This is a genomic window from Sphingomonas tabacisoli (assembly GCF_042678385.1).
In the GTDB taxonomy this organism is placed as follows: Bacteria; Pseudomonadota; Alphaproteobacteria; order Sphingomonadales; family Sphingomonadaceae; genus Sphingomonas_B; species Sphingomonas_B tabacisoli.
In genome coordinates this window covers 2,188,189-2,212,813 of record NZ_JBHUDY010000001.1, presented here as the reverse complement: position 1 = coordinate 2,212,813, position 24,625 = coordinate 2,188,189, and the positions used below count along the sequence as shown (strand labels likewise).

17 protein-coding genes are annotated in these 24,625 nt (G+C 67.6%); 7 read left to right on the top strand and 10 right to left on the bottom strand.

The annotated features are described in order from the left end of the window. Window positions 1–48 precede the first annotated feature (48 nt). The 9 genes from ACFSCW_RS11170 to ACFSCW_RS11130 form a co-directional block, all read right to left on the bottom strand. On the bottom strand, window positions 49–306 hold the full coding sequence (locus ACFSCW_RS11170; RefSeq protein ID WP_380889206.1) for a hypothetical protein: 258 nt from the start codon (window positions 304–306) through the stop codon (window positions 49–51). Then, on the bottom strand, window positions 303–2,216 hold the full coding sequence (locus tag ACFSCW_RS11165; RefSeq protein WP_380889205.1) for a chemotaxis protein CheA: 1,914 nt from the start codon (window positions 2,214–2,216) through the stop codon (window positions 303–305). Before ACFSCW_RS11165 ends, ACFSCW_RS11170 begins: the two co-directional genes overlap by 4 nt. Continuing rightward, a complete protein-coding gene (locus ACFSCW_RS11160) occupies window positions 2,216–3,052 on the bottom strand; it encodes a CheR family methyltransferase (RefSeq protein WP_380889203.1) in 837 nt (278 codons plus the stop codon). Before ACFSCW_RS11160 ends, ACFSCW_RS11165 begins: the two co-directional genes overlap by 1 nt. Then, window positions 3,049–4,134: a chemotaxis-specific protein-glutamate methyltransferase CheB gene (gene cheB / locus ACFSCW_RS11155; protein WP_380889201.1), complete on the bottom strand. Its 1,086-nt coding sequence runs from the start codon at window positions 4,132–4,134 to the stop codon at window positions 3,049–3,051. The genes ACFSCW_RS11160 and cheB overlap by 4 nt, the downstream gene beginning before the upstream one ends. After that, window positions 4,131–5,492, bottom strand: a complete 1,362-nt coding sequence (locus ACFSCW_RS11150) for a chemotaxis protein CheW (protein WP_380889199.1) — start codon at window positions 5,490–5,492, stop codon at window positions 4,131–4,133. The genes cheB and ACFSCW_RS11150 overlap by 4 nt, the downstream gene beginning before the upstream one ends. After that, on the bottom strand, window positions 5,492–7,402 hold the full coding sequence (locus ACFSCW_RS11145) for a methyl-accepting chemotaxis protein (protein WP_380889197.1): 1,911 nt from the start codon (window positions 7,400–7,402) through the stop codon (window positions 5,492–5,494). The genes ACFSCW_RS11150 and ACFSCW_RS11145 overlap by 1 nt, the downstream gene beginning before the upstream one ends. 77 nt (window positions 7,403–7,479) lie before the next feature. Beyond that, window positions 7,480–8,310 carry a DUF481 domain-containing protein gene (locus ACFSCW_RS11140; RefSeq protein WP_380889195.1) on the bottom strand — a complete coding sequence of 277 codons (831 nt, stop codon included), beginning with the start codon at window positions 8,308–8,310 and terminating at the stop codon, window positions 7,480–7,482. A gap of 156 nt (window positions 8,311–8,466) precedes the next feature. Next, entirely contained in the window at window positions 8,467–12,066 is a 3,600-nt protein-coding gene (locus tag ACFSCW_RS11135) for a hydantoinase B/oxoprolinase family protein (protein ID WP_380889194.1), read from the bottom strand. After that, on the bottom strand, window positions 12,063–13,592 hold the full coding sequence (locus ACFSCW_RS11130; RefSeq protein WP_380889192.1) for an alpha-glucosidase: 1,530 nt from the start codon (window positions 13,590–13,592) through the stop codon (window positions 12,063–12,065). Before ACFSCW_RS11130 ends, ACFSCW_RS11135 begins: the two co-directional genes overlap by 4 nt. Before the next feature lie 242 nt (window positions 13,593–13,834). On the opposite strand from ACFSCW_RS11130, the gene ACFSCW_RS11125 reads away from it, so the two are divergent. From ACFSCW_RS11125 to ACFSCW_RS11105, 5 genes are all read left to right on the top strand, one after another. Next, entirely contained in the window at window positions 13,835–14,485 is a 651-nt protein-coding gene (locus ACFSCW_RS11125) for a protein-L-isoaspartate O-methyltransferase family protein (protein ID WP_380889190.1), read from the top strand. Between the two features lie 15 nt (window positions 14,486–14,500). Then, window positions 14,501–15,949, top strand: coding sequence for a TolC family outer membrane protein (locus tag ACFSCW_RS11120; RefSeq protein WP_380889188.1), 1,449 nt, complete (start codon window positions 14,501–14,503; stop codon window positions 15,947–15,949). A 15-nt stretch (window positions 15,950–15,964) separates the two neighbouring features. Then, on the top strand, window positions 15,965–16,504 hold the full coding sequence (locus tag ACFSCW_RS11115; RefSeq protein WP_380889186.1) for a DUF2497 domain-containing protein: 540 nt from the start codon (window positions 15,965–15,967) through the stop codon (window positions 16,502–16,504). Between the two features lie 188 nt (window positions 16,505–16,692). Beyond that, complete coding sequence (locus ACFSCW_RS11110) at window positions 16,693–19,641, top strand: valine--tRNA ligase (RefSeq protein WP_380889184.1); 2,949 nt, start codon at window positions 16,693–16,695, stop codon at window positions 19,639–19,641. A gap of 219 nt (window positions 19,642–19,860) precedes the next feature. Next, on the top strand, window positions 19,861–21,312 hold the full coding sequence (locus ACFSCW_RS11105) for an MATE family efflux transporter (RefSeq protein ID WP_380889182.1): 1,452 nt from the start codon (window positions 19,861–19,863) through the stop codon (window positions 21,310–21,312). Here ACFSCW_RS11105 and ACFSCW_RS11100 read toward each other — a convergent pair. Continuing rightward, entirely contained in the window at window positions 21,296–22,177 is an 882-nt protein-coding gene (locus ACFSCW_RS11100; protein ID WP_380889180.1) for a diacylglycerol kinase family protein, read from the bottom strand. The two genes, ACFSCW_RS11105 and ACFSCW_RS11100, sit on opposite strands and share 17 nt — an antisense overlap. Window positions 22,178–22,213: 36 nt before the next feature. On the opposite strand from ACFSCW_RS11100, the gene hemB reads away from it, so the two are divergent. Beyond that, on the top strand, window positions 22,214–23,206 hold the full coding sequence (hemB, locus tag ACFSCW_RS11095) for a porphobilinogen synthase (protein WP_380889178.1): 993 nt from the start codon (window positions 22,214–22,216) through the stop codon (window positions 23,204–23,206). Further along, the gene (locus tag ACFSCW_RS11090; protein ID WP_380889176.1) at window positions 23,206–24,624 is read left to right on the top strand and encodes a pyridoxal phosphate-dependent decarboxylase family protein; all 1,419 of its coding nucleotides are present in this window, start codon (window positions 23,206–23,208) and stop codon (window positions 24,622–24,624) included. The genes hemB and ACFSCW_RS11090 overlap by 1 nt, the downstream gene beginning before the upstream one ends. Window position 24,625 lies beyond the last annotated feature (1 nt).

Sequence of the window (24,625 nt, the reverse complement as noted above, 5' to 3'; positions counted from 1 at the left end):
GGTCCTCAGATACTTGGCGACAGGCCGCTATAAATCGGCGCTGCCGCCTCAGGAAATGGTTTGTTTCGTTGCCGTGGCGATTGCAGGCAGCAGGATGTCGCGAACGAAACCGGCCTGCGGTGGCGCGCCGATTGCGGGCTGCGCCGCCGCCAACACTTGCGCAACCGCCAGATGGAGGTGTGTCACCGTCGAAAGATCGACCGACGGGCTGTCGGTCTCCTGCAAGGCCACCAACAGCGCTTCGGCATCCTCCACACCGCATGACCCTTCGAGCCGGATCGTCGAACCTTGCGTGCGCACGCTCACGCCGCCAGCTCCAGCAGATCGAGTACCAGCAGAACGCCGCCATCGGCGAGCAGGGCGGTGCCGCCGATCGCGGGCACCGACGCCAGCAGACCGGCCCGTCCGCGCACCATCGCGTCGATTCGCTCTCCCAGGGCATCGACGCGCAACGCGACTGCCTCGCCGGTAACTTCGGTGACGACCAGCCGCGCGGTAGTCGACGACAGGCTTGCATGACCGAGCAGACGCGACAGGTCGACCACCGGGACCGTGCGGTTGCGGATTACGCAAGCCTGGCCTTGGCCGACCGGCTGAATCTCGGCAGCGGCGACACGCAGCGTCTCGCTGATCTGGTCGAGGCGAAGCCCATAGGGCTCGCCGCCCGCAGAGACGGTCAACAGCCGCGTCGTGATGGCATTCAGCGGCAAACTGACGTGAAACGTCGTGCCCGTGCCCATTGCGGAATCGATGTCGATCGTCCCTTGCAGGCGCTCGACTGCCGTCCGCACGGCATCCATCCCGACGCCCCGTCCCGAAACGTCTGACACTGCCGCTGTGGTCGAAAAGCCCGGCATGAAGATCAGGCGTTGGGCTTGCGCGTCGCTCATTTCCGCCGCCGCCTCGGCGTCGATCAGCCCCTTCGCGATCGCGGAAGCGCGCACGCGCGTCGGGTCGATCCCGCGGCCGTCGTCGGTCAGCGTAACGAGGAGACGCTCGCCACTCGCCGCGATAGCAAGCGAGACATGGCCGCGCGGCGGCTTGCCGGCAGCGATGCGCTGGTCGCGGTTCTCAATGCCGTGGTCGATCGCATTGCGCACCAAATGAAGGAGGGGCTCGAAAAGGCCGTCGGCGATCTGCTTGTCGGCCTTGGTGGCGTCGCCGGCAATCCTGAACTCGACATCCTTGCCGAGCACAGCCGCCACCTCGCGCGCGAGGCGCGGCAGACGGCGCAGAACCGGCGCCAGCGACACCAGCCGGACCTCGGCAATCGAGGCACGCAGCGCAGTGCTGGCGCTTTCGATCGCACCCTGGATCCGCCGAAACTCTGCAGACAGCGCGCGATCGTGCCGCTCGATCCGATCCGCGAAGCCGTCGAGCCCATTGACGGCGATGGACATTTCGCCGGCGTGTGTGGCGAGGCGGTCGAGGCGGGCACTTTCGACCCTGAGGGTAGAAGCGCCATCCGCCATCCGGCTCGTCCCGACGTCGATCGCCGCGCCGTGGTTCAACCGCGCGATCGCGACCTGGTCGGGCACGAGCCGGAACGCCTCGCGCACGGACTCCTCGTCGGCGCCGCTCAGACCTTCGATCACGCTGATACAGCGAAACGGGTCCATCTCTTCGAGCGATGGCCAGACCTCATCCGGCGCGATCGACAGCGCCCTCAACTCCGGAACGGCCGCTACGGTCGCGAGGGGGTCTTCGCCGCGAAAGAAGCAATCGGCATCGGGCGTGTAGCGAAAGACCGTGCCGCCAGCGTTCGCGTTCCCGGCGAACTGCGGCTTCGCCAGGAGAGGAGCGATCCAGCTTTCATCGGCAGACTTTTCGCTGGCGTCCTCGTCTCCTTCGAGACTTTGGAGGAGATCGTCCGCAACCGTGCGAGCGTCACCCGGAAGCCCGCCCTCCGTTTCCATCGCGTCGATCCAGCGATCGATCTGGTCGATCGTCGCAACCAGCGCCGCCCGATCGGCATAAGTCACGGGCGACGCGGCACGCTGCGCGCGTTCCAGAACCGTCTCCGCACCGTGCAACAGCCGCTGCGCGGGGGCCATGTCGAACAGCGCCACCGATCCCTTCAGCGTATGGATCGAGCGAAGCAGCGCATCGGTCGCCTCCGCATCCGCCTGGTCTCGCTCCAGCGCATGAAGCGCATCGTGCGCTTCCGCGACAAGGTCGCGCCCTTCGATCAGGAATTGCGGAAGCAGGTCGTCCATCAGTCGCGACGATAGACGATTGCATCGTCAAGGCGAACCAGCTCGAACCGGCTGTCGATCCGCGCCATCGACTCGCTGTGGCCAAGGCAGAGGTAGCCGCCGGGATTGAGACCGGCATAGAGGTTCGCGGCTGCCGCCTGACGCGCCGATTCGTCGAAATAGATCAGCAGATTACGGCAGAGGATCACGTCGAACTTGCCCGCCGCCTCGACCGAGCGCTTGTCGACCAGATTCACCTGGCTGAACATCACCGACTCGCGCAGGTCCCCGATGATCCCGTTCAGATGGTGATGCGTCGGCTCGAAATAGGCCTTGCGGACCGGCTCCGGCAGCCGCGCCAGCGCGCGTTCCCCGTACCGCCCTTCGCGCGCTGCCGCGATGGCCTTGGTGTCGATATCGGAGCCGATGATCTCGACGTGATAGGCATCGACCATTGGCCAATGTTCGAGCAGCCAGATCGCGATCGAATAGCTTTCCTCGCCGGTCGAACAGGGCATCGACCAGATGCGGATCAGGTCGCCGGGGCGGCGATTGCGCGCGATTTCGGGAAGGATCGCGTTGCTGAGCGCGGCGAGTTGGTGGTCCTCCCGATAGAAATAAGTTTCGTTGATCGTGACCGCATTGATTAGGTGCTGGCGCTCGGCATCGTCGCTAGGCAACCGCATCAGATATTCGCGGCTGCTCGCGATGCCGGTGCGGCGCATCCGTTCGGCAACGCGGCGTTCAATATAGTAGCGTTTCTTCTCGCCGAAGATCATGCCCGTCCAGCGATAGAGCAGGTCGTTCAGCCGTCCGAGCTCGTCGCCGGTGAGAAGATGTTCGGACTTGGCGCTCACCCCATCGCCCAGTCGACAAGCTGACCGGGAATGTCGCCAAGCGGCAGGACGTGATCGGCGCCGTCGAGCGCAACGAGCGCGCCCGGCATGCCCCAGACCACCGACGTTTCGGAATCCTGCGCGATTACATGCCCCCCTTCGCTGCGCATCCGCGCCATCGCGCCGGCGCCGTCGGCGCCCATGCCGGTCAACAACACGCCAACCAGCCTTTTGGCTCCGAGGGTCTCGATCGCGCTTTCGACCAGCCGGTCGGTGCTCGGGTGCCAGGGCAAGTCGGGACTAGCCGGCGCGGGCATCACGACGGCGCTGCCCTTGCGGCGAGAGATCAGCAGATCGGCATCGCCTCGCCCGATATAGACATTGCCGGGCTCTAGCGGTCCTGGCCGGGCGGCTTCGCTGACGGGGAGCGCGCAATTGCGGTCGAGCCGCCGGGCGAGGGGGCCGGTAAAGCTGGCTGGCATGTGCTGCGCGATCACGATCGGCCACGGGAAATCCGCCGGCAGCGGCTGCAGCAGCACATCCAGGGCCGGCGGTCCGCCTGTCGAGACTCCCACAAGCACCGCGGCGATGTCTTCCAGCGGCGCGTTCTTCCCGCGGCGGCGAGGCCGTGCCGCCGGCGAGGGCTTCGGCCGGTTGGGCGCACCAGTCCGCAGCCGGACGCGATCGGCCAGGCGAAGCGTTCGCGAAATCCGCGCCTTCGCCGCCGCGCGCACCTTGTCGACCAGGGCGGCGGAGATGGTGTCGATCTCCAGTGAGACCGGCCCTTGCGGCTTGGCGATGAAGTCGACTGCGCCCAGCGAGAGCGCTTCGAGCGTCTCGTCCGCGCCTTCCTCGGTCAGCGAAGAGACCATGACGACGGGGCAGGGGCGCTCGATCATGATCCGGTCGAGGCAGGCGAGGCCGTCCATGCCAGGCATGTGGATATCGAGCGTGATCACGTCGGGCCGGAAAGCGTGAAGCTGCGCCAGCGCTTCATCCGCATTCCGCGCGACAGCGATGTCGAAATCGCCGCTCGCGGAGAAAATCTCCACGAGCAATTTTCGCATCAGCGCAGAATCATCGACAATCAGCAGTCGCGTCACGCAGGACCGGCCGTTCCATGCGCAGTGGCGGCGATCAGATCGGCTTCGAGCTGGCCGAACAGATCGTCCGGGGAGAGAACCAAAGTCGCCGTATCGCCATCGTCGAGCGTTACGACCTGTCCGAACGATTGGGCCTTGCCCGCACCCATCCCGGGGGCCGGGGCAAGCGCCTCGGCCGGAACGCGCGCGATCGAGTCCACGCTGTCCACCCGCAACGCTGCGCCTGCACCTGCGATCGACACCATCAGCAGCCGTGCCTTGCGCCGGCCAGCGGGCTGACCGCCGAGATGCACGGAAAGATCGATGACAGGCACCGCCTCGCCGCGATGGCTTGTCATGCCGGCCAGAAACGCCGGCGCTTGCGGCAATCGGGTGAGTTTGGCGGGAGAAGCTGCGATCTGATCGACGGCATCGAGCGGAAACGCGAAGCGCTGCCCCGCGGTTTCGAACAGCAGCAGAGGAACTGTTTCGGCCTGACCCGCCATGTCCTCGACCGTCCCGCGAGCAGGAGCTGCGATGACCCGCGCTGTCATGTCCTCACGCAGCAAGCGATCGGGCGCGAGGATGGAGATCAACCGTCCGCCGTCGCGGGGGCGGTGGATCGACTGGATGACCGCCTCCGCCTCGCCGCGCAGCAGCGCGACAGGGACCGGATCGATGCTGTCGACCGGCGGCCGCAGCAAGCCTTCGACGCGATCGACCAGCACGCCGAACATCTGATTGCCCAGCCGCACCACGACGATCCGCGCGGCCTTGCCGACCTGACCCGGCAGCGCAAGCAACGCGGCGAGCGAGAAGACGGGCACAAGGCTGTCACGCCATGCGATCGTGCCCAGCGTCGCCGCGTCGCCATGCGGAAACCGCGCCAGATCATTCGGTACGCGAAGCACGGTCTCGATCGCGTCGAGGGGAAGCGCGAACAATTGATCGCCGACCGCGAAGCAAAGCAGCGCCAGCCGCGCAACCTCCGTGTCCGCCGCTCCGGCAGAAGCCGCCCGGCGCGCCCCTACGCTTGCGCTTCGTTCGGGAAAGGCGGCGCGGAGCAGTTCCGCGAAATCCGGCCGCTCGCATTCGGCATCCTCGCCGACAATGCCTTCCACCCGGTCGATCGCCAGCGCGACGGGCTTGTCGCCACTGAGCAGGATCACCTGACGGGGATCGCCGCCCGGCGCATCGAGCAGCCGCGCCGCCGACACGACCGCCAGCGCCTCGCCCCGGACATTGCCGACCCCGAGCAGACTCGCCGGCGCATGCGGCACCGGGGTCAGCTTCGGGATGCGGGCGACTTCCCTCACCCGCTCGGCAGGCACGCAATAGCGGCGGCTTCCGGCTCGAAATGCGAGGAGCTGTGCCGCCATCAATCCTGCTTGCCGGCGAGCGACACGGCGAGCGCGGCGATGTCCTCGATCGCGGCGGCCAGATCTTCCGCCACCTGCGCCTGCTGTCCCGCCGCAATCCCCGCCTGGCGCGCGGCGCCGGCAGCGAGATCGGCCGCCATCGCAATCTGGTCGCAGCCGCTTTTCACTTCGCGCGCAGAGCGGAGCACGGCCTCGGCATTGTCGAGAATGACGGCATTGCTGCTCTGCGTCTCGGCAAGCGCATCGGCCATCGTTCCGAATCGCTCGATCATCGCCTGGTTGCGGCCGGCCTCGGCCTCGCCAGCGCCCGCGATCTGGTCGAGATCGCGGCGCATGACGGCAAGCTGGTCCTGAATCGAGCGAACCACATCCTTCGCCTCTTCGGCGTTGGCGGCAGCCGCACGGGCAAGCTTGCGGATATCGGCTGTCACGGTGGCGAATCCGGCGCCCGCCTCTCCGGCACGCGTCGATTCGACCGTGCCGCTGACGGCCAGCATGTTGGTCTGCAGCGCGACCAAGGCGAGCACGTCGCTGATCTTTTCGATCTTGCGCGCAGTGTCGCCGATGGCCGCAAACCGGTCGAGCACGGCGCGCGTCTCGTCGACCGCGCTGGCCACGCCGCTGACGAGTTGCGCAATGCCGCTCCGCCCCTGATCGATCTGTGCGACGAGACCATCGACTCGCTCCGACGCAATCTTGGCGCGCGATTGGGCGAGAGCGGCGCTCTTCTCGATCTGCGCCATCGCTGCGCTCGCTTGCAGCGTGGCGGCGCTCTGCACCTGCGCGCCGCGAGCGATCTGCTCGATCGCGACCTGAATCTGGACGGACGCGCCCGACAGTTCCTGCACCGTCGCCGAAAGCTCCTCGGCAGCGGCGGCGGTCTCGTCGATCGCGCTGGCCGCTACGTTGGCGGCGCCGAGCGTGTTGGTCAGCTCGCCGAGCGCATCGGCGGTTTGCTGGCTCTGATCGAGCGAGGCTGCCTGCTGCTGGATCGCCTGCTGCGCTTCCGCCGACGCGGCCGACTGTTCCTCGGCGGCGCTGGCGACTTGCTCCGCGCCTTTCTCCGCTTCGGTCGCCGCCGCGTCTGCTTCCAAGGCTGCCGAGGTGATCTCCTGCGCGCCAGACATCAGGGCCGCCAGTTCGCTCCGTGCGCTCTGCAGGCTCGCGACGATGGCCTTGCCCGACACGGCCTCACTCTCCGCGCGCTGGGAGGCTGCGCCGATCCGCGCGGTAACCTGGCGAATCTCTTCGACGATCTCGCCGGCCAGCATCTGGATATCGACGGCGTTCCTTTCCGCGCTCTCGGCCAGTTCCCGCACTTCGTCGGCGACGACCGCGAAGCCCTTGCCGTCCTCGCCCGCCTTGGCCGCCTCGATCGAGGCATTGAGCGCCAGCATGCTTGTCTGTTCCGACAGGTCGCCGACCGTCTCGCCCACGGCGACGATGCTGCCGGCCGCCGCCGCAAGCCGGTCGGCGTTGGCAATCGATCCGAGCTGGCGCCGCGCATTGAGCGCGATCGCCGAAACCGACGCATCGATCTGCGCGGCGGCATCCGCGAAACCGGCTTGAAGCAATTCCGTCTGCCGCTGAGACGCCGTGGCGCGCTCGCTCGCTTCGCGAAAGCCGGTCCGCAGATTGCCGATCAGGCCCAGCGACACCTGAGCGGCGCCCGCGGCTTCCTCGGCGCCGCTCGAAATCTGGTCGACGGCGCGCTGCAGCTCGGCCGCGGCGGCAGAGGCCTCGGCGAGACCGCTCGCCAGTTCCTGCGTCGCCTGGTCGATACGCTCGAGCGCATTGGCCGGTCGCTTCGTGCGCCGCTTCTGCGCCGGCGCGACCACGGCCACCGGACGGGGCTCGACTGGAGTGCGCACGCTGCGGGTGACGAGCGCAGCTTTCTTCACCAAGGCCATGGATTCGCTTTCTGCCGCGCCGGATTGAAGCGGAAGGCATAGGCGAACGTCACAGGGTTCGCCAGCGGCTCATGGATTCAGAGGCCGAACACCAGGCTGGCGCGTGTGGTCGATCCCGTCGACGCGCGCGTGCGCTCGCTCTCGTAGCGATATTCGTACGATAGCTTCAGCTTCACCTTTTCGCTCACCCGCGTGTTGAGCGAGGAGGCGAAGAGCCCGTTGGCGAAGCCGTCCTCATAATAAGCGGAGGCCTTCTGCTCGAGCGTCATGCGCGGATTGAGCGGCCAGTTCAGATCGGCCGACGCGCGCCCGGCAAGCGCCGAGCGCTGCGTGTCGCCGGTATCGGTCTGCCGGAAAGCCGGGCCGCCTTCCAGCCCGATCTGGATACCGTCCGGTGTTTTGAGCTTCACGCCTGCGCCGATGCCGGCCGAATAGCGGTTGTCATAGCCGAGGCCCGGATCATGCTCATATTGCGTTAGGCCGAACACATAGGTGCGCCCGGACACGGCGTAGCGCGGCTGCCACGCCGCCGTCAGCCGTTCGACCGAGCGCGCGCCGTTGGTGTCCTGCAACTCGCCCCGGATCGCCAGCTTGTGGCTCCAGTCGATCCCTTTGCGCTCGACATCGACAGCGCCGAGCAGGCCCAGGCTGGAAGTCGCGCCGGTGGCGAGCGAACCGCCGAACTCGACTTGTCCGGACCAATTGACGAATGGATCGGACCGGGCGAGCCGCGCGTTGGTCTCCGCCTGCTTCTGTTCCCGGCTGGCGATCAGCCTGGCGCGGTACGCGTTGCGCAGCGCTTCGATCGCCGGCGCGGCTTCGGGCCGCGCGTGCAGCGCATAGCCGAAGACTTTCTCCACCGTCGCCTGATCGCCTTCGCTCATCGCGACGTCGAGAACTGCCCGCAAGTCGCCGGGGATAGCCGGAGCGGCGGCATCCGGGGAAGGGGCGCCGGGCTGAACCGGGGGTGAATCGATCACGGTCGATGTTCTCTTATGGGCAACTGACCCTTTGTGCGGCGTTCCTTAACAGGAGGCATCCAAAGCGCCACCAGCGGGAGCGGGCTAGGCGGGCGCGCCGAAGCCGCCGCCGCCGGGCGTTTCAATCACGAACACGTCGCCCGGCGCCATTTCGGTCGCCTGCGCCGAGCCGAGTTCCTCGACTGCGCCGGCCGCGCGCTCGACCGCGTTGCGGCCGCACGCGCCAGGCCGGCCGCCTTCGAGTCCGAACGGCGGCACGCGGCGGCGATTGGACAGGATCGCCGCCGTCATCGCCTCGCGAAAGTGGATCTTGCGGACGACGCCGTCGCCGCCCTTGTGCCGGCCGGCGCCGCCCGACCCACGGCGGACCGCGAACTCCTCGAGCAACACTGGAAAGCGCCATTCGAGCACTTCCGGGTCGGTCAGGCGCGAGTTGGTCATGTGCGTATGCACGGCCGACGCGCCGTCGAAATTCGGCCCCGCGCCGGCGCCGCCGCAGATCGTCTCGTAATATTGATGGCGGTCGTTGCCGAACGTGAAATTGTTCATCGTGCCTTGCGAAGCGGCGAGCGCGCCGGTTGCGCCATAGAGCGCGTCGGTGATTACCTGGCTGGTCTCGACATTGCCGGCGACGACCGCGGCCGGCGGATGCGGCTTCAGCATCGACCCGACGGGGATCACCAGGTCGATGGGCTCCAGGCAGCCGTCGTTCATCGGGATCGCGTCGTCGACGAGCGTCCGCATCACATACAGCACCGCCGCGCGGCAGATCGACGGCGGCGCGTTGAAGTTCGAGGTAAGCTGAGGGCTGCTGCCGGTGAAATCGACGCGGGCGCGTCGCGCATCGCGGTCGACGGTGATTGCCACGCGCACGACAGCGCCGTTGTCCAGTTCGTATCCGAAGCTGCGGTCGGGCAGCCGGTCGAGCACGCGCTGCACCGCCTCGGCGGCATTGTCCTGGACGTGGCGCATATAGGCGACCACCGTCTCCCGCCCGAACTGCGCCACGATCCGCGCGATCTCGGCCGCGCCACGCGCGCAGGCGGCGATCTGGGCGCGGAGGTCGCCGACATTGCGGTCCGGGTCGCGCGCCGGCCAGCGGCTTGCGGCAAGGGCGGCGCGGAATTCGCCCTCGAGGAAACGCCCGTCCTCGACCACCAGCAGCGAATCGAGCAGCACGCCTTCCTCGTCGATGGTGGTGCTGTCGGGCGGCATCGAACCCGGCGTGCGGCCGCCGATATCGGCATGATGGCCGCGCGCCGCGACGTAGAAGTCCGGCGCCGCACCGCTCCCGAACACCGGCATCACCACCGTCAGGTCGGGAAGATGGGTGCCGCCATTATAGGGATTGTTGATGACGTAAACGTCGCCGGCGCGCAGCCCGCGCGCGCTGCCTTCCGCCTTTTCGCGCATCGCGCGGACGCTGTCGCCCATCGAGCCCAGATGCACCGGCATGTGCGGCGCGTTGGCCACCAGCCGCCCACCGGCATCGAACAGCGCGCACGAGAAATCGAGCCGCTCCTTGATGTTTACCGACAACGCCGTGTTCTGCAGCGCCTGGCCCATCTGCTCGGCGATCGCCATGAACAGGTTGTTGAAGATTTCGAGCCGGACCGGATCGGGCCGGACAAGGTCGCGGTCGGCCGCACTTTCGGCGACGGCGGTGCGCTCCAGGATCAGGTCGCCGGACGCGGTGCGGGTGGCGGCCCAGCCGGGTTCGACGACCGTGGTGGCGCTGGCGTCATAGAGAATGGCGGGGCCGGCGAGTGGCTGGCCAATGGGCAGCGCCTCGCGCGGCCGCAACTGCGTCTCGCGATCCCGGCCGGCCATAAATGCCGTGACGGTCCGGGGCGCCGCATCCACAGCTTCCGCTCTTGTCGAGCCATGCGCCGTGCGCGGCGGCACGATCAGTTCGACGGTGATCGCTTCCACGATCAGCGGCACATTCGGCGAGGTGAAGGCGAAGCGCTGCTTGTAGAGCGCCTCGAACGCGGTCCGCGCCACGTCGGCGGGTGCGAACGCGACTTCCAGCGCCGTGTCCGTGCCTTCGTAGCGCAGGCTCAGCCGCCGCTCGAACCGCCGGGCGTCGAGATCGAACCCGTCGGCGGAGACGCTGGCCAGGCACTCCGCCTCCATTTCGCAAAAGCTGCGTTCCAGTCGGTCCAGCAGCGCCGGCTCCAGCCGCGCCTCGACCGATCGCGTACGCAGCATCCGCTGGTCGGCCAGGCCGATGCCATAGGCGGAAAGCACGCCGGCCAGCGGATGGATCATCACCCGCGTCATCCCCAGCGCATCGGCGACGAGGCATGCGTGCTGCCCACCCGCGCCGCCGAAGCAGACCAGCGCATAGTCGGAGACGTCATGGCCCCGCGCGATGGAGATTTTCTTGATCGCGTTCGCCATGTTGTCGACCGCGATGGCGAGAAACCCCTCCGCGATTTCCTCGTGGCGACGCGGCGGCATTCCGGCTTCCGCCATCGCCGCGGCCACCTCGTCGAAGCGCGCCCGCACGGCGTCCAGGTCGATCGGCTGGTCGCCGCCAGGGCCGAACAGATGCGGGAACACGTCGGGCTGGAGCTTCCCCGCCATCACGTTGCAGTCGGTGATCGTCAGCGGTCCGCCGCGGCGGTAGCAGGCCGGGCCCGGATCGGCGCCGGCGCTTTCCGGCCCGACTCGCATTCGCGTCCCGTCGAAGCGGCAGATCGACCCGCCGCCGGCCGCGATCGTGTCGATGCTCATCATCGGCACGCGCAGCCGAACGCCCGCGACCATCGTCTCCAGCGTCCGTTCGAACGCGCCGGCATAGTGCGACACGTCGGTCGAGGTGCCGCCCATGTCGAAGCCGATGATCTTGGCAAAGCCCGCCGCCTCGGCGGTGCGGACCATGCCGACGATGCCGCCGGCCGGTCCCGACAGGATCGCGTCGCGCCCCCGGAACGCGGAGGCCGGCGCAAGCCCGCCATTCGATTGCATGAACGACAGCGGCACGCCACCCAACGCGTCCGCCACCTGCACGACGTAACGGTCGAGCACCGGCGAAAGATAGGCGTCCACCAACGTCGTGTCGCCGCGGCTGACGATCTTCATCAGCGGACTGACCCGGTGGCTCACCGAAACGTTGGCGAAGCCGATCTCCGCCGCAATGCGGGCGGCCGTCTTTTCATGCGCCGTGTAGCGATAGCCGTGCATCAGCACGATCGCCGCGGAACGCAAACCCGCGTCATATGCGGCCTGCAACTCGCCGCGCAGATGCGCCTCGTCGAGCGGCCGCAGCACCACGCCTTCGGCATTGACCCGCTCATCCGCCTCGATGACGCGGCTTTCGAGCCGGTCCGGCAGCACGATGTTGCGCGCGAACAGCTCCGGCCGCGCCTGATAGCCGATCCGCAGCATGTCGCGGAAACCCCGGGTCACGACCAGCACCACCGGCTCGCCGGCGCGTTCGAGGAGCGCGTTGGTCGCGACGGTCGTCCCCATCTTCACGGCTGTGATGCGGTCGGTCGGCAATGGCGCGCCGGCCTCGACGTCCAGCAGGTCGCGGATGCCCTGGATGGCGGAGTCCCGATAGCGCTCCGGATTGGCCGAGAGCAGCTTGTGGGTGACGATCCGCCCCTCGGGTGTCAGCGCCACGATGTCGGTGAACGTGCCGCCGCGATCGATCCAGAAATGCCAGCCGTCTGTCATGGCGCGACGCATTCGAGCGGATTGCCCGCGGCATCAAGCCGAATGATCGCATGCCCGAACGCAGGCAGGTCGGGGCGTTCGGTCCCGGCCAGCTCGAACCGGCACAACAGCCGCTCGTCGCCCAGCCGCCGCTCGAAAGCGAGCACGCCGTCTGGCTCGTCGCGCAGGATCGTCTCGCCGGTCTGCAGGGCTGGGGAGGCGCGGCGCCGCGCAATCATCTGGCGGGTGAGATGCAGCATTGAGTTCGGATCAGCGTCCTGCGCAGCGACGCTCATTGTCCGGTGACGCGGGTCGAGCGGCAACCAGCCGTCGGGCGTATCCGGGGTCCACGGCATCGGCGTGCGCGCGCCGTCGCGCCCGGCATCCTGCGCCGCGTCGGTCCAGCTCGCGATCGTGAACGGATCGCGGAGCGCCTGGAAGGGCAGCCGCGCTTGCGGCAACCCGAGCTCCTCGCCCTGATACAGGAACGGCGTTCCCGGCAGGCACAGCAGCAGCGCCAGCAGCGTCCGCGTCAGCCGCGGATCGTCCTGTGCCTGCCGCGTGGGAAAGCGTGCTACGTCGTGATTGCCGAGCGACCAGCTCGGCCAGCCTTCGGCGCCCGCCCAGGCCTCGATCGCGCTCAGGAACAGCGCAGGTGTCGCCCGCACCGCATTCAGCAGGTGAAAGCTGTAGGCCGTGTGCAGGCGTCCGGGCTCGGTATATTCGCGCTGCCGCCCGAGCATATCGTCGTCGAAAATTTCGCCGACCGCCATTCGCTCGCCATAACTGTCGAGCAGTGCCCGAAGCCGCTCGACAAAGGTCAGCGCTTGCGGCTGCGACTTGTTGTGAAGCTGCCGCTGGAACCGGATCGTCGCCGCGGCTGCCTCGCCGCCGCGCACCGGATTGTCGCGCAGCAGCCGGTCGTGCGCCAGATAGTTGATCACGTCGAGCCGGAACCCGTCGACGCCGCGATCCAGCCAGAACCGCGCCACGTCGAGGATCGCCTCCTGCACGGTGGCGCAGTGAAAGTTGAGGTCCGGCTGCTCGGCCAGGAAGTTGTGCAGATAATATTGCTGCCGGCCGGGATGCCAGGCCCACGCCGGCCCGCCGAACGAGGCGCGCCAATTGTTCGGCGGCGAGCCGTCCGCCTTCGCGTCCGCCCAGACATACCAGTCGGCGAACGCCGGATCGCCCGCCGCGCTCGCCTTGAACCACGGATGCTGGTCGGAGGTGTGCGACCAGACCTGGTCGATGACGATCTTCAATCCCAGCCGATGCGCCTCGGCCACCAGCGCGTCGAAATCGGCGAGCGTGCCGAACGCCGGATCGACGCCGCGATAATCGCTGACGTCGTAGCCGAAGTCCTTCATCGGCGACGGGAAGAAGGGCGACAGCCACACCGCATCCACGCCCAGCGCCGCGACATAGTCCAGCCGCGCCGCGATCCCAGCCAGGTCGCCGATCCCGTCGCCGTTCGAATCGGCGAAGCTGCGCGGATAGATCTGGTAGAAGACCGCGCGCTTCCACCAAGGCACCGTGTCGCTCATCGCCGCCGTCTGCCCGATCGCCGCCGCCCGGTCGAGCCTGTCCGCCCCCGAACACGTCCTGTCCGTTTCCGGACATTGGCTGGGCCGTGGAGCGTGCCGGTTCCAGAGGGAAGGGACCGCTGGCACGTCCTTTGCTGATAAGGGGGCATGTCCCGCTTGGCCTTGGCCTTTCCTCCCGATAAGACGCGACTGATGCGCAAGTGTATTGCGCGTGTAAAACAGTTGTGCGAAGAGACGGGCCAATGACCGATCAGAATTTCGAAGCGATGCGCCGCGCGATGGTGGAGAGCCAGCTCCGCACGACGGGCGTCAACGATCCCCGCGTGGTCGCCGCGATGGCGTCGGTCCCGCGCGAACATTTCGTCGCGGTGGAGCGCCGCGCGCTTGCCTATACCGACCGGCCGGTGCCGCTCGGACCGGGGCGGGCGCTCAACATGCCCGAGGCGACTGGCTTGCTGCTGACCGAAGCCGCCGTGCGCCCCGCCGACAAGGTGCTGCTCGTCGGCGCCGCCAGCGGCTACACCGCCGCCTTGCTCGACCGCCTCGCCGCCAAAGTCGTGGCGCTGGAGGAAGATGCCGATCTCGTTGCGCTCGCCCGCACCGCTTTGTCCGACACGCGCGTCGAACTCGTCGAAGGCGCGCTGAACCGGGGCTGGGCCGCCGCCGCTCCCTATGACCTGATCGTCGTCGACGGCCTGATCGAGCATGTGCCCGACGCCCTGGTCGACCAGCTCGCCGATAACGGCCGGCTCGCCTGCGCCATCCTCGACCGCGACACCTCGCGGCTCGCGATCGGCCGCAAGTCCGGCACCGCCTTCGGCCTTGACCTGTTCGCCGATTGCGAGGCGGCGCCGATCCCCGGCTTCGCCAAGCCCAAATCCTTCGTGTTCTAACAAGAGAAGACAAGAATGCGCCTTGCCTCCATTCTGATTGCGACCACGGCGGCCCTCGCCCTGTCGGCGCCCGCCGCGGCCGAAACGCTGCAAGGCGCGCTCGCCAAGGCGTACAACTACAACCCGACGATCACCGGCGCCCGCGCCCAGCAGCGCGCCAATGACGAGAATGTGCCGATCCAGCGCGCCGCGGGCCTGCCCAGCGTCAACGCGACCAGTCGCTTCACCGAAAATGTGGTGACGCCGTCGGGCCAGACCGTCACCGTGGGGCGCCAGCTCGACAACCAGCTCCAGCTCAACGTGCCGATCTATCAGGGCGGCGCGGTCATCAACAGCGTGCGCGCCGCCGACCGCCGCGTGCTTGCTGGCGAAGAGCAATTGCGCGGCACCGAATCGAGCATCTTCAGCCAGGTCGTCGCCGCCTATAACGACGTCATCCGCGACCAGGCGATCGTCGAGCTCAACCGCGCCAATGTCCGCCAGTTGGAAGTGAACCTGCAGGCGACGCGCGACCGCTTCGAGGTCGGCGACCTGACCCGCACCGACGTCGCCCAATCCGAGGCGCGGCGCTCGCTCGCGATCGGCGATTTCGAGACAGCCCAGTCCAACCTCATTTCCAGCCGCGAGCGCTACATCGCGCTGGTCGGCGACGTGCCGACCGATCTCCAGCCGCCGCCGCCGCTGCCCAACCTGCCGGCGACGCCGGAAGAGGCGATTCAGGTCGCGATCAAGGAAAATCCCGACCTGCTCGCCGCCGAGCGCAACCGCGAGGCCGCGCGCTACGACGTCCGCGTGGCGGAAGCCGGCATGCTGCCGAAACTCTCAGCATTCGTCAGCGGCGGCTATACCAACCTGCTCAACAGCATCAGCTCGTCGATCCCGCAGCTCGATGTGCAGAACTCCTCGAAGCAGGTCGCGGCCGGGCTTCAGGCCACGATCCCGGTCTTTCAGGGCGGCCGCCCCGGCGCGCAGACCCGTCAGGCGCAGGCGCGTCAGGCGCAATCGCTCGAGCAGGTGATCGGCGCCGAACGCAGCGTCGTGCAGCAGGTCCGCGCCGCCTATGCCGCCTGGAAATCCAGCCAGGAAGTGATCCGCTCGACCGAGGCTTCGGTTTCCGCCAACACGCTGTCGCTCGAAGGCGTGCGGGCCGAAAACAGCGTCGGCAACCGCACGATCATCGAAATCCTGAATGCGGAGCAGGAGCTGCTGAACGCGCAGGTCCAGCTCGTGACCGCCCGCCGCAACGCCTATGTCGCCGCCTTCACCTTGCTCGCCGCTATGGGGCGGGCGGAAGCGCGCGACCTGAACCTCGAAGGCGTGACGCTCTACGATCCCGTCGCGAACTATCGCCGCGTCCGCCACAAGATTTGGGATTACGACAGCGATCCCGCGCCGAAGACGATCGCCACGCGCACCGTTGACACGCCGTCGCAGACGCCGGAAACACTTGTCGGGCCGAAATAGCGCCGGACCAAGGACATGGCTCAGCCGAACGAACCGTCGATGGAGGAGATCCTCTCCTCCATCAAACGCATCATTGCCGAAGACAGCGATGCGCCGGCGCCGCGCAAGCCCCGCGCTGCGTCCGAGCCGGAAGCCGATGTGCTGGAGCTGACCGACACGATCGGCGAGCCGGAAGCATTTCAGGCGCTTCCCGAATATGATCCCGAGCCTGAGCCCGCCCCCGAGCATGACGAGATCGCGGCCGAGGAAGCGCCGGCGATTGCGTCCCGCCCGACCGCGCCATTCGTGCGCTCTGCTCAGCCGGCACCCGTTCCCGAGATGGAGGCCGACGCCTTGCTCTCCGCCACCACCGAAGCCGCCACCCGCCACGCGCTCGCTGCCCTCTCACGCATGGTGGTGAAGCCGGAAGACCCCGCCGCCGACAACACGCTCGAAGGCCTGGTCCGCGACATGCTCCGCCCGATGCTGAAGGAATGGCTGGACGCAAACCTGCCGGGCATCGTGCAGGACACCGTCGACCGCGAAGTGGCCCGGATCGCGGGGAGGGGGGCCTAAAGCCTCTTCAGGCCAAAACGGGGCACATAAACTCCGTTCGGCCTGAGCTTGTCGAAGGCCTCCCTTTCTTTTGGCGCGTTTGGGAAGAACAAGGGAGGGCTTCGACAGGCTCAGCCCGAACGGAGTTTGGGTCCAAGCTCAGCCCCAAGGCTTCCCCTTCCGCGTTCCCCTCGTCTAAGGCGCCGCGCATGAGCGAGCTGCCCAAGACTTTCGACCCGCAAGCCATCGAAGCCAAATGGTATCCCTATTGGGAGGCGAACGGTCTGTTCCGCCCAGACCGCCCCGGCGCGGAGCCGTGGACGATCGTCAACCCGCCGCCGAACGTCACCGGCTCGCTGCACATCGGCCACGCGCTCGACAACACGCTGCAGGACGTGCTCGTCCGCCATGCTCGCCTGAAGGGCAAGGACGCGCTGTGGGTCGTCGGCACCGATCATGCCGGCATTGCCACGCAGATGGTGGTCGAGCGCCAGATGGCCGAGCGCCAGCAGAAGCGCACCGATTTCACCCGCGACGACTTCGTCGAAAAGGTCTGGGCGTGGAAAGCGGAAAGCGGCGGCGAGATCACGCAGCAGCTCCGCCGCCTCGGCTGCTCGATGGACTGGGCGAACGAGCGCTTCACGATGGATCCGGGCTTTTCGAAAGCCGTCCTCAAGGTCTTCGTCGACCTCTACAACCAGGGCCTGATCTACCGCGACAAAAGGCTGGTGAATTGGGATCCGGCCCTCGGCACCGCGATCAGCGACCTCGAGGTCGAGACGAAGGAAGTGAAGGGTAGCTTCTGGCACATCCGCTATCCTCTGGCGGACGGATCGGGCTCGATCACCGTCGCGACGACGCGGCCCGAAACCATGCTCGCCGACATGGCGGTGGCGGTGCATCCCGAGGATGAGCGCTACAAGGCGTTTGTCGGCAAGCAGGTGAGGCTGCCGATCACCGGCCGCCTGATCCCCGTGATCGGCGACGAGCATGCCGATCCGACGCTCGGCACCGGCGCGGTCAAGATCACGCCGGGCCACGACTTCAACGATTTCGAGGTGGGCAAGCGCGCCGGCATGAAGGCCGGCGAGATGCTCAACATGCTCGACGCCAAGGCGCAGGTGACGCAGACGAGCGACGGGCTGATCCCCGACGATCTGCTCGGCATCGACCGTTTCTGGGCGCGGAAGCTGGTGGTCGAGAAGCTGAAGGCGGGCGGCTTCCTCGTCCCGCATGTCGACAAGGACGGTGTCGAGCACGACGCCGAGCCGCGCACGATCCAGACGCCCTATGGCGACCGCTCGGGCGAGGTGATCGAGCCCTGGCTGACCGACCAATGGTATGTCGACGCCGAAACGCTGGCGAAGGGCCCCATCGAGGCGGTCAAATCGGGCGCGATCAAGATCGTCCCGAAAACGTGGGAAAAGACCTTCTTCAACTGGATGGAGAACATCCAGCCCTGGTGCGTGTCGCGACAGCTCTGGTGGGGCCACCGGATTCCGGCGTGGCTATCCTTCGGCAACCCCCAAACGGGCGAGCCTGAGCGCTACTACGTTTGCGAGACCGAAGAAGAAGCGATCGAGCAAGCTCAAAAGGACGCCGGCGATCGGCGCATTGTTGTTTTCGAGGACTGGAACGCCGCTCTTCATTTTGAGGGTGGCGGGCCGACTGCCTTTGATAGTGACGTGTACGCGCTCGTTCGCGACCCCGACGTCCTCGACACCTGGTTCTCCTCCGCGCTTTGGCCGTTCGCGACCATGGGTTGGCCGGTTGAGATGCCTTCTCAGCCAGTATTTGCGTTCGCCGGTGACGCTTCGGTGTTGGAAAAGTCGCTAGCTAAACCCTATCGCATGTCTTTTGAGGCGGAGCGCGAAGCTCAAAAAATTCTCAATCCTGCGCTCCGCGGCCGCTACCCCAACGACGTGCTGATTTCCGGCTTCGACATCCTGTTCTTCTGGGACGCGCGGATGATGATGATGGGAATGCACTTCATGGGCGATGTGCCGTTCCGCACCCTCTACCTGCACGGCCTCGTCCGCGCCGCCGACGGGCAGAAAATGTCCAAGTCGAAGGGCAATGTCGTCAACCCGCTGGGGCTGATCGACCGCTATGGCGCGGACGCGCTGCGCTTCTTCATGGCGGCGATGGAAAGCCAGGGCCGCGACATCAAGATGGATGAGAAGCGGGTCGAGGGTTACCGCAACTTCGCGACCAAGCTGTGGAACGCAGCCCGCTTCTGCCAGTCCAACGGCATCGGCGCGTCGAAGACCCTGGAGGCGCCGAACGCGACCTTCGCCGTCAACAAATGGATCATCGGCGAGACGATCCAGACGGTGCAGGCAGTCGACCTCGCTCTCGCCGACTACCGCTTCGACGGCGCCGCCAACGCCATCTACCAATTCGCCTGGAGCCGCTTCTGCGACTGGTACCTGGAACTGATCAAACCGGTGCTCTCTCCCCTCCCGCTTGCGGGAGGGGCCGGGGGTGGGCCTGAGCCTGATCCCACCCCTAACCCCTTCCGCGAGCGGGAGGGGGACGAGACAAGGCAGGTCGCCGGCTGGGTGCTCGACCAGATTCTGGTCATGCTCCACCCGTTCATGCCCTTCATCACCGAAGAACTCTGGCACGCTATGGGCGAGCGCCCCTACGACCTGATCGTCGCCAAATGGCCGATCGCCGATGCCCGAGCGATCGATGCTGAGGCGACCAAAGAGATCGATTGGCTGATCCGCCTCGTCAGCGAAATCCGCACCGCCCGCACCGAACTCAATGTGCCGCCGGGCGCGCGCGTGCCGTTCGCTGTGGCCGAGGCAAACGCGGAGACTCAACGACGCCTTGACGCTCATATGGCGGCGCTGGCGCGGCTTGCTCGCATCGATCGCAGCGCCACGCCCGGCGGGCAGGCGCAGGTCGTTGTCGATGAAGCGACCTACGCGCTCCAACTCGGCGACGTCATCGACCTCGAAGCCGAACGCGCGCGCCTCGCCAAAGGCATCGCCGCAGCCGAGAAGGAGCGCGACTCTCTCGCCGGCCGCCTCTCCAACCCCAGCTTCGTCGAACGCGCCAAGCCCGAAGCCGTCGAAAAGGCCCGTGCGGACCACGCGGAGAAAGCCGCCGAGGCGGAGCGCCTGACGGCGGCGCTCAAGCGCTTAGGTTAGTCGTCACCCCGGACTTGATCCGGGGTCCCGCTTTCATTCGTGCAAGAAAGAAGAAGCGGGATGCCGGATCAAGTTCGGCATGACGGTAAGTTGGACGGTGGGGCTGTCCTACATCCGCGCATATGTGCCAAGGACGGGCTGAGGCGACCACGGGGGCAGGGAGCCATTCTCGATCCCCTACGTAGTGCGAACATTCGTGAACATTCGGGGCGGAATTTGATGGCGCGTGACAACGGCAATCGCCGCGACCTGACGCAGGGGCCGATCGGCTCGACCTTGCTGATGTTCGCGCTGCCGACGCTCGGATCGTCGGTGCTCCAGTCGCTGAACGGCTCGATCAACGCGGTGTGGGTCGGCCGTTTCCTCGGCGAGAACGCGCTGGCGGCGACGTCCAACGCCAACATGATCATGTTCCTGCTGAACGCCTTCGTGTTCGGCTTCGGCATGGCGGCGACGATCCTGGTCGGCCAGAGCTTCGGCCGCCGCGATGTCGATTCGGCGCGCCGCGCGATCGGCACCGCGATGGGCGCCTTCATCCCGGTCACGATCATCACTGCGGTGATAGGCTGGATCTTCGCTCCCCAGGTCCTGACCCTGCTCAGGACGCCGGCCGAGGCCTATCAGCCGGCGCTCGACTATCTGCGGGTCATCTTCGCAGCGATCCCGCTGTCGCTGGTCACCATCCTGATGATGATGGGCCTGCGCGGCTCGGGCGACTCGGTCACGCCGCTCTATTTCATGGCAGTGGCGGTGGTGCTCGACAGCACGCTGAACCCGGTCTTCATCCTGGGGCTGGGCCCGGCGCCGCGGCTTGGGATCGCCGGCTCGGCGACGGCGACCGTCATCGCCAATCTCGTCGGGCTGATCGCGATGATCGCCTATGTCTATGCCCGCGACTTGCCGCTGCGGCTCCGGGGGCATGAGCTGTCCTACCTGAAGCCGCACGGCCCGACGCTGCGCACGATCATGGTCAAGGGCTTCCCGATGGGCCTGCAGATGATCGTGATTTCGGTGGCGGCGCTGGTGATGATCGGGCTGGTCAACGCCGAGGGGCTGAACACCGCGGCGGCGTTCGGCGTGGCGCAGCAGCTCTGGGCCTATGTGCAGATGCCGGCGATGGCGATCGGCGCCGGCGTCAGCGCGATGGCGGCGCAGAATATCGGCGCGCAGAAATGGGATCGCGTCTCGCAGATCACGCGCGCCGGGATCACGCAGAATGTCCTGCTGACCGGTGCCCTGGTCGCGTTGCTGCTCGCCTTCGACCGGCCGGCGCTGGCGCTGTTCCTGGGCGGCCAAAGCCCGGCGCTGCCGATCGCACGGCACATCCAGATGGTCGCGACCTGGAACTTCGTGCTGTTCGGAATCACCATGGTGCTGTTCGGGATCGTCCGCGCGAACGGGTCGGTGATCGCGCCGCTGATCATCCTGTTCGTCGCCATGTTCCCCGTACGCCTGGGCTTTATCGCGCTGTTCCGGCCGTTGCTCGGCACGGACGCGCTATGGCTGAGCTTTCCCGCCGGCTCGGTCGTGACCACGCTGATGGCCGCTTGGTTCTACAAATATGGCGGCTGGCGAAAGAACCGGATGATGGCGCCGGTGCCGCAAGAGGAATGCGTTGAGGAAGCGCTCGGCACCAGCGAGCCGGGCGGTCGCCTCAACCCTGCCGCCTAGGCGCGGCGACTTCGATAATGCCTTGCGCCACGCGGGCGGTGCAGGGGGTGTGGGCCAGCACTTCGCCGTCGATCGAGATCGGCAGCGGCGGGTCTGTGACGATGCGAAGCTCCGCGCCGTGGAACTGTCGGACGGTGCGCCGGCGGGCGCGGAGCTTGAGCAGGCTCGCCGCCCAGCTCCACACCAGCCGGTGCCGCGCGTCGCCGAGCACCGCCTGGACGACGATCTCGCCGCTGTCGAGCCGGGCGTCCTCGACCAGTTCCGTGCCGCCGTGGAAGCGCCCATTGGCGATCCGCACCTCGACCGCGTCGACCGTCTCGTTGCCGACCGTCAGCTTGAACGGCCGGAAGCGCAGGAACTGCAATGCTGCCCAACTCAGATAGCCGATCCGCCCGAGATGGCGCTTGAGGTGGTGCGGAATGGTCTCGGCGATCAGCGGCGCGATGCCGATCGCGGCGGCGTTGGCGAAATAGTCGCGGTCGATCATGCCCAGATCGATCCGCCGCCGCTCCCCGCTCGCGATCACCTCGATCGCCCCGTCGAGGTCGAGCGGAATGCCGAGCGTCCGGGCAAAGCTATTGGCGGTGCCGAGCGGCAGCAGCGCGAACACCGTGTCATGGGCTACGAAATCGTCGACGGCAGACGACAGTGTGCCGTCGCCGCCGCCGACGATGACCATCGGCGGATCGCTCGCCAGCACGCGCCGGATCGTTGGCTGTAGCTGCTCCGGATCGCGCACCGCATGCGTTTCGGTCAGCGCGATTCCGCGCGCCTGCAACTTGGCGCCGGCCTCGGCAAACAGGTCGCGCCCTTTCCGAGATCGCGCGTTGACGACAAGGGCGGCAGTTTTGGGAAGCGCTTTCACTGGCGTCCCAACGCCGCTTCGGGCTAGTCGGGTTCCATGCACCACGCCCAATATCCCGCGCTCCGCCTGCGCCGCACCCGCGCCAGCGCCTGGAGCCGCGCGCTCCATGCCGAGAACGTCCTCACCCCGGCCGACCTGATCTGGCCGCTGTTCGTCGTCGAAGGCGAAGGCGTCGAGCAGCCGATCACGACTATGCCCGGCGTCTCGCGCTGGTCGGTCGACCGGATCGTCGAGCGCGCCCGCGAAGCGCGCGATCTCGGCATCCCCTGCCTCGCCCTGTTCCCGAACACGCCCGAGCAACTGCGCACCGACGACGGCGGCGAGGCGCTCAACGCCGACAATCTGATGTGCCGCGCCGTCCGGGCGATCAAGGAGGCGGTGCCGGAGGTCGGCGTGCTGACCGACGTCGCGCTCGATCCCTACACCGCGCACGGGCATGACGGGCTGATCGATACCGCCGGCTATGTGCTGAATGATGCGACCAAGGACGTTCTCGTCCAGCAGGCGCTGAACCAGGCGCGGGCAGGGGCGGACATCATCGCGCCGTCCGACATGATGGACGGCCGCGTCGCCGCGATCCGCGAGGCGCTGGAGGGCGAGGGCTTCGTCAACGTGCAGATCATGGCCTATGCCGCCAAATATGCTTCGGCCTTCTACGGCCCGTTCCGTGACGCGGTCGGCTCGCGGGGGCGGCTGCAGGGCGACAAGAAGACTTATCAGATGAGCCCCGCCAACGCCGAGGAAGCGTTGCGCGAAGTCGCGCTCGACCTGGCCGAAGGCGCGGACACGGTGATGGTGAAGCCGGGCTTGCCCTATCTCGACATCATCCGCCGCGTGAAGGAGCGGTTCGAGGTGCCCGTCTTCGCTTATGCCGTCTCCGGCGAGTACGCGATGATCGAAGCCGCCGCCGCCGCCGGAGCAGGGGACCGCGAGGCGCTGGTCCTGGAGACTTTGCTGTCGCTGAAGCGCGCCGGCTGTTCGGGCGTGCTTACTTATCACGCCCCACTCGCGGCGCGTCTGCTCGGCTGATGACGCCGGCGGTGCTGGACGCGCTGAGGGCGGCGGCTCGCCCGCTCGAGCCGGACGCCGGCGAGCGTGCCGCGCTGATGGCGGCGGTCCACGCCCATGCCGAGCGGTTCCTCGAAAGCCTGCCCGAGCGTCCGACCTATGTCGGCGGCGGTGTCAGCGCCGAGCCGGGCTTCGCCGACGCGCCCGGTTCGATCGACGTGGCGCTGGCGTTCGTCGCGGATCAGGTCGAGACCCCCGGCATCGCCACCGCGGCGGGCCGCTTCCTCGGCTACATCCCGGGCGGCGGGCTGTTCCACGCGGCGCTTGGCGACTTTCTAGCAGCGGTGTCCAACAAATACGCCGGCTTCGCGCCCGCGGCGCCTGGGGCGGTGCGGCTGGAAAACGCCTGCGTGCGCTGGATGGCGGATCTGATCGGCTTCCCGGCCGAGGCTGCGGGCAGCCTGACCTCGGGCGGCAGCATCGCCAACCTCGCGGCGATCGTCGCCGCGCGCGACGCGCTCGATCCGGACGGCGGCCGCGCGGTCTATGTCGCTCCTACGGCGCATCATTGCGTCGACAAGGCGCTGAAGATCGCCGGGCGCGCCAGTGCGCCGCGCCGGACGCTCGCGCTCGACGATCGCTACCGCATCTCGCTCGATTCACTGGAAGCGGCGCTTGAGCAGGACCGGCGCGGTGGCGTACGGCCGTGGCTGGTGGTCGCCTCGGCGGGGACGGTGGACACCGGCTCGGTCGATCCGCTCGCCGGCATCGCCGATCTCTGCGCCCATTACGGCGCCTGGATGCACGTCGACGGCGCCTATGGCGGCCTGTTCATGCTCTGCCCTGAAGGGCGGGAGGCGCTGCAGGGGATCGAGCGCGCCGACACGCTCGCCGTCGATCCGCACAAGACCTTGTTCCTGCCTTACGGCACCGGTGCGGTGTTGGCCCGCGACGGCGGCAAGCTCCGCGGCGCGTTCAGCGCGACCGCCGATTACCTGACCGAATTCGCCGCCCATGCCGACGTCTCGCCGGCCGAGCTCGGCCCCGAGCTGACCCGGCATTTTCGCGCGCTTCGCCTCTGGCTGCCGTTGCAGCTCGCGGGAGTCGCGGCGTTCCGGGCGGCGCAATCGGAAAAGATCGCGCTCGCCCGCTACATGCACGCGCGGCTCTCGGAGCTGCCCGGCTGGGAAGTCGCGGCGCCGCCGGATCTATCGGTGCTGGCCTTCCGCTACCGGCCGCGCCAAGGCGACATCGATGCCTTCAACGAGCGGTTAACCGCGCGCGTGCAGGAAGAGGGGCGGGCATTCATGAGTTCGACGCGCATTCACGGCCACACTCATCTGCGCGCGGCGATCCTCTCGTTCCGCACGCATCTGGAGCATGTCGACGCCGCGATCGATGCGTTGCAGGATGCCGCAAAGGCGTTGGAGGCGGAGTAGG

Coding starts and splice junctions, on each gene's coding strand:
- ACFSCW_RS11120 (WP_380889188.1), top strand. CDS start 14,501: ATGCGCCTTGCCTCCATTCTGATTGCGACCACGGCGGCCCTCGCCCTG.
- ACFSCW_RS11105 (WP_380889182.1), top strand. CDS start 19,861: ATGGCGCGTGACAACGGCAATCGCCGCGACCTGACGCAGGGGCCGATC.
- ACFSCW_RS11150 (WP_380889199.1), bottom strand. CDS start 5,492: ATGGCGGCACAGCTCCTCGCATTTCGAGCCGGAAGCCGCCGCTATTGC.
- ACFSCW_RS11130 (WP_380889192.1), bottom strand. CDS start 13,592: ATGAGCGACACGGTGCCTTGGTGGAAGCGCGCGGTCTTCTACCAGATC.
- ACFSCW_RS11090 (WP_380889176.1), top strand. CDS start 23,206: ATGACGCCGGCGGTGCTGGACGCGCTGAGGGCGGCGGCTCGCCCGCTC.
- ACFSCW_RS11145 (WP_380889197.1), bottom strand. CDS start 7,402: ATGGCCTTGGTGAAGAAAGCTGCGCTCGTCACCCGCAGCGTGCGCACT.
- ACFSCW_RS11115 (WP_380889186.1), top strand. CDS start 15,965: ATGGCTCAGCCGAACGAACCGTCGATGGAGGAGATCCTCTCCTCCATC.
- ACFSCW_RS11110 (WP_380889184.1), top strand. CDS start 16,693: ATGAGCGAGCTGCCCAAGACTTTCGACCCGCAAGCCATCGAAGCCAAA.
- ACFSCW_RS11165 (WP_380889205.1), bottom strand. CDS start 2,216: ATGGACGACCTGCTTCCGCAATTCCTGATCGAAGGGCGCGACCTTGTC.
- ACFSCW_RS11125 (WP_380889190.1), top strand. CDS start 13,835: ATGACCGATCAGAATTTCGAAGCGATGCGCCGCGCGATGGTGGAGAGC.
- ACFSCW_RS11135 (WP_380889194.1), bottom strand. CDS start 12,066: ATGACAGACGGCTGGCATTTCTGGATCGATCGCGGCGGCACGTTCACC.
- hemB (WP_380889178.1), top strand. CDS start 22,214: ATGCACCACGCCCAATATCCCGCGCTCCGCCTGCGCCGCACCCGCGCC.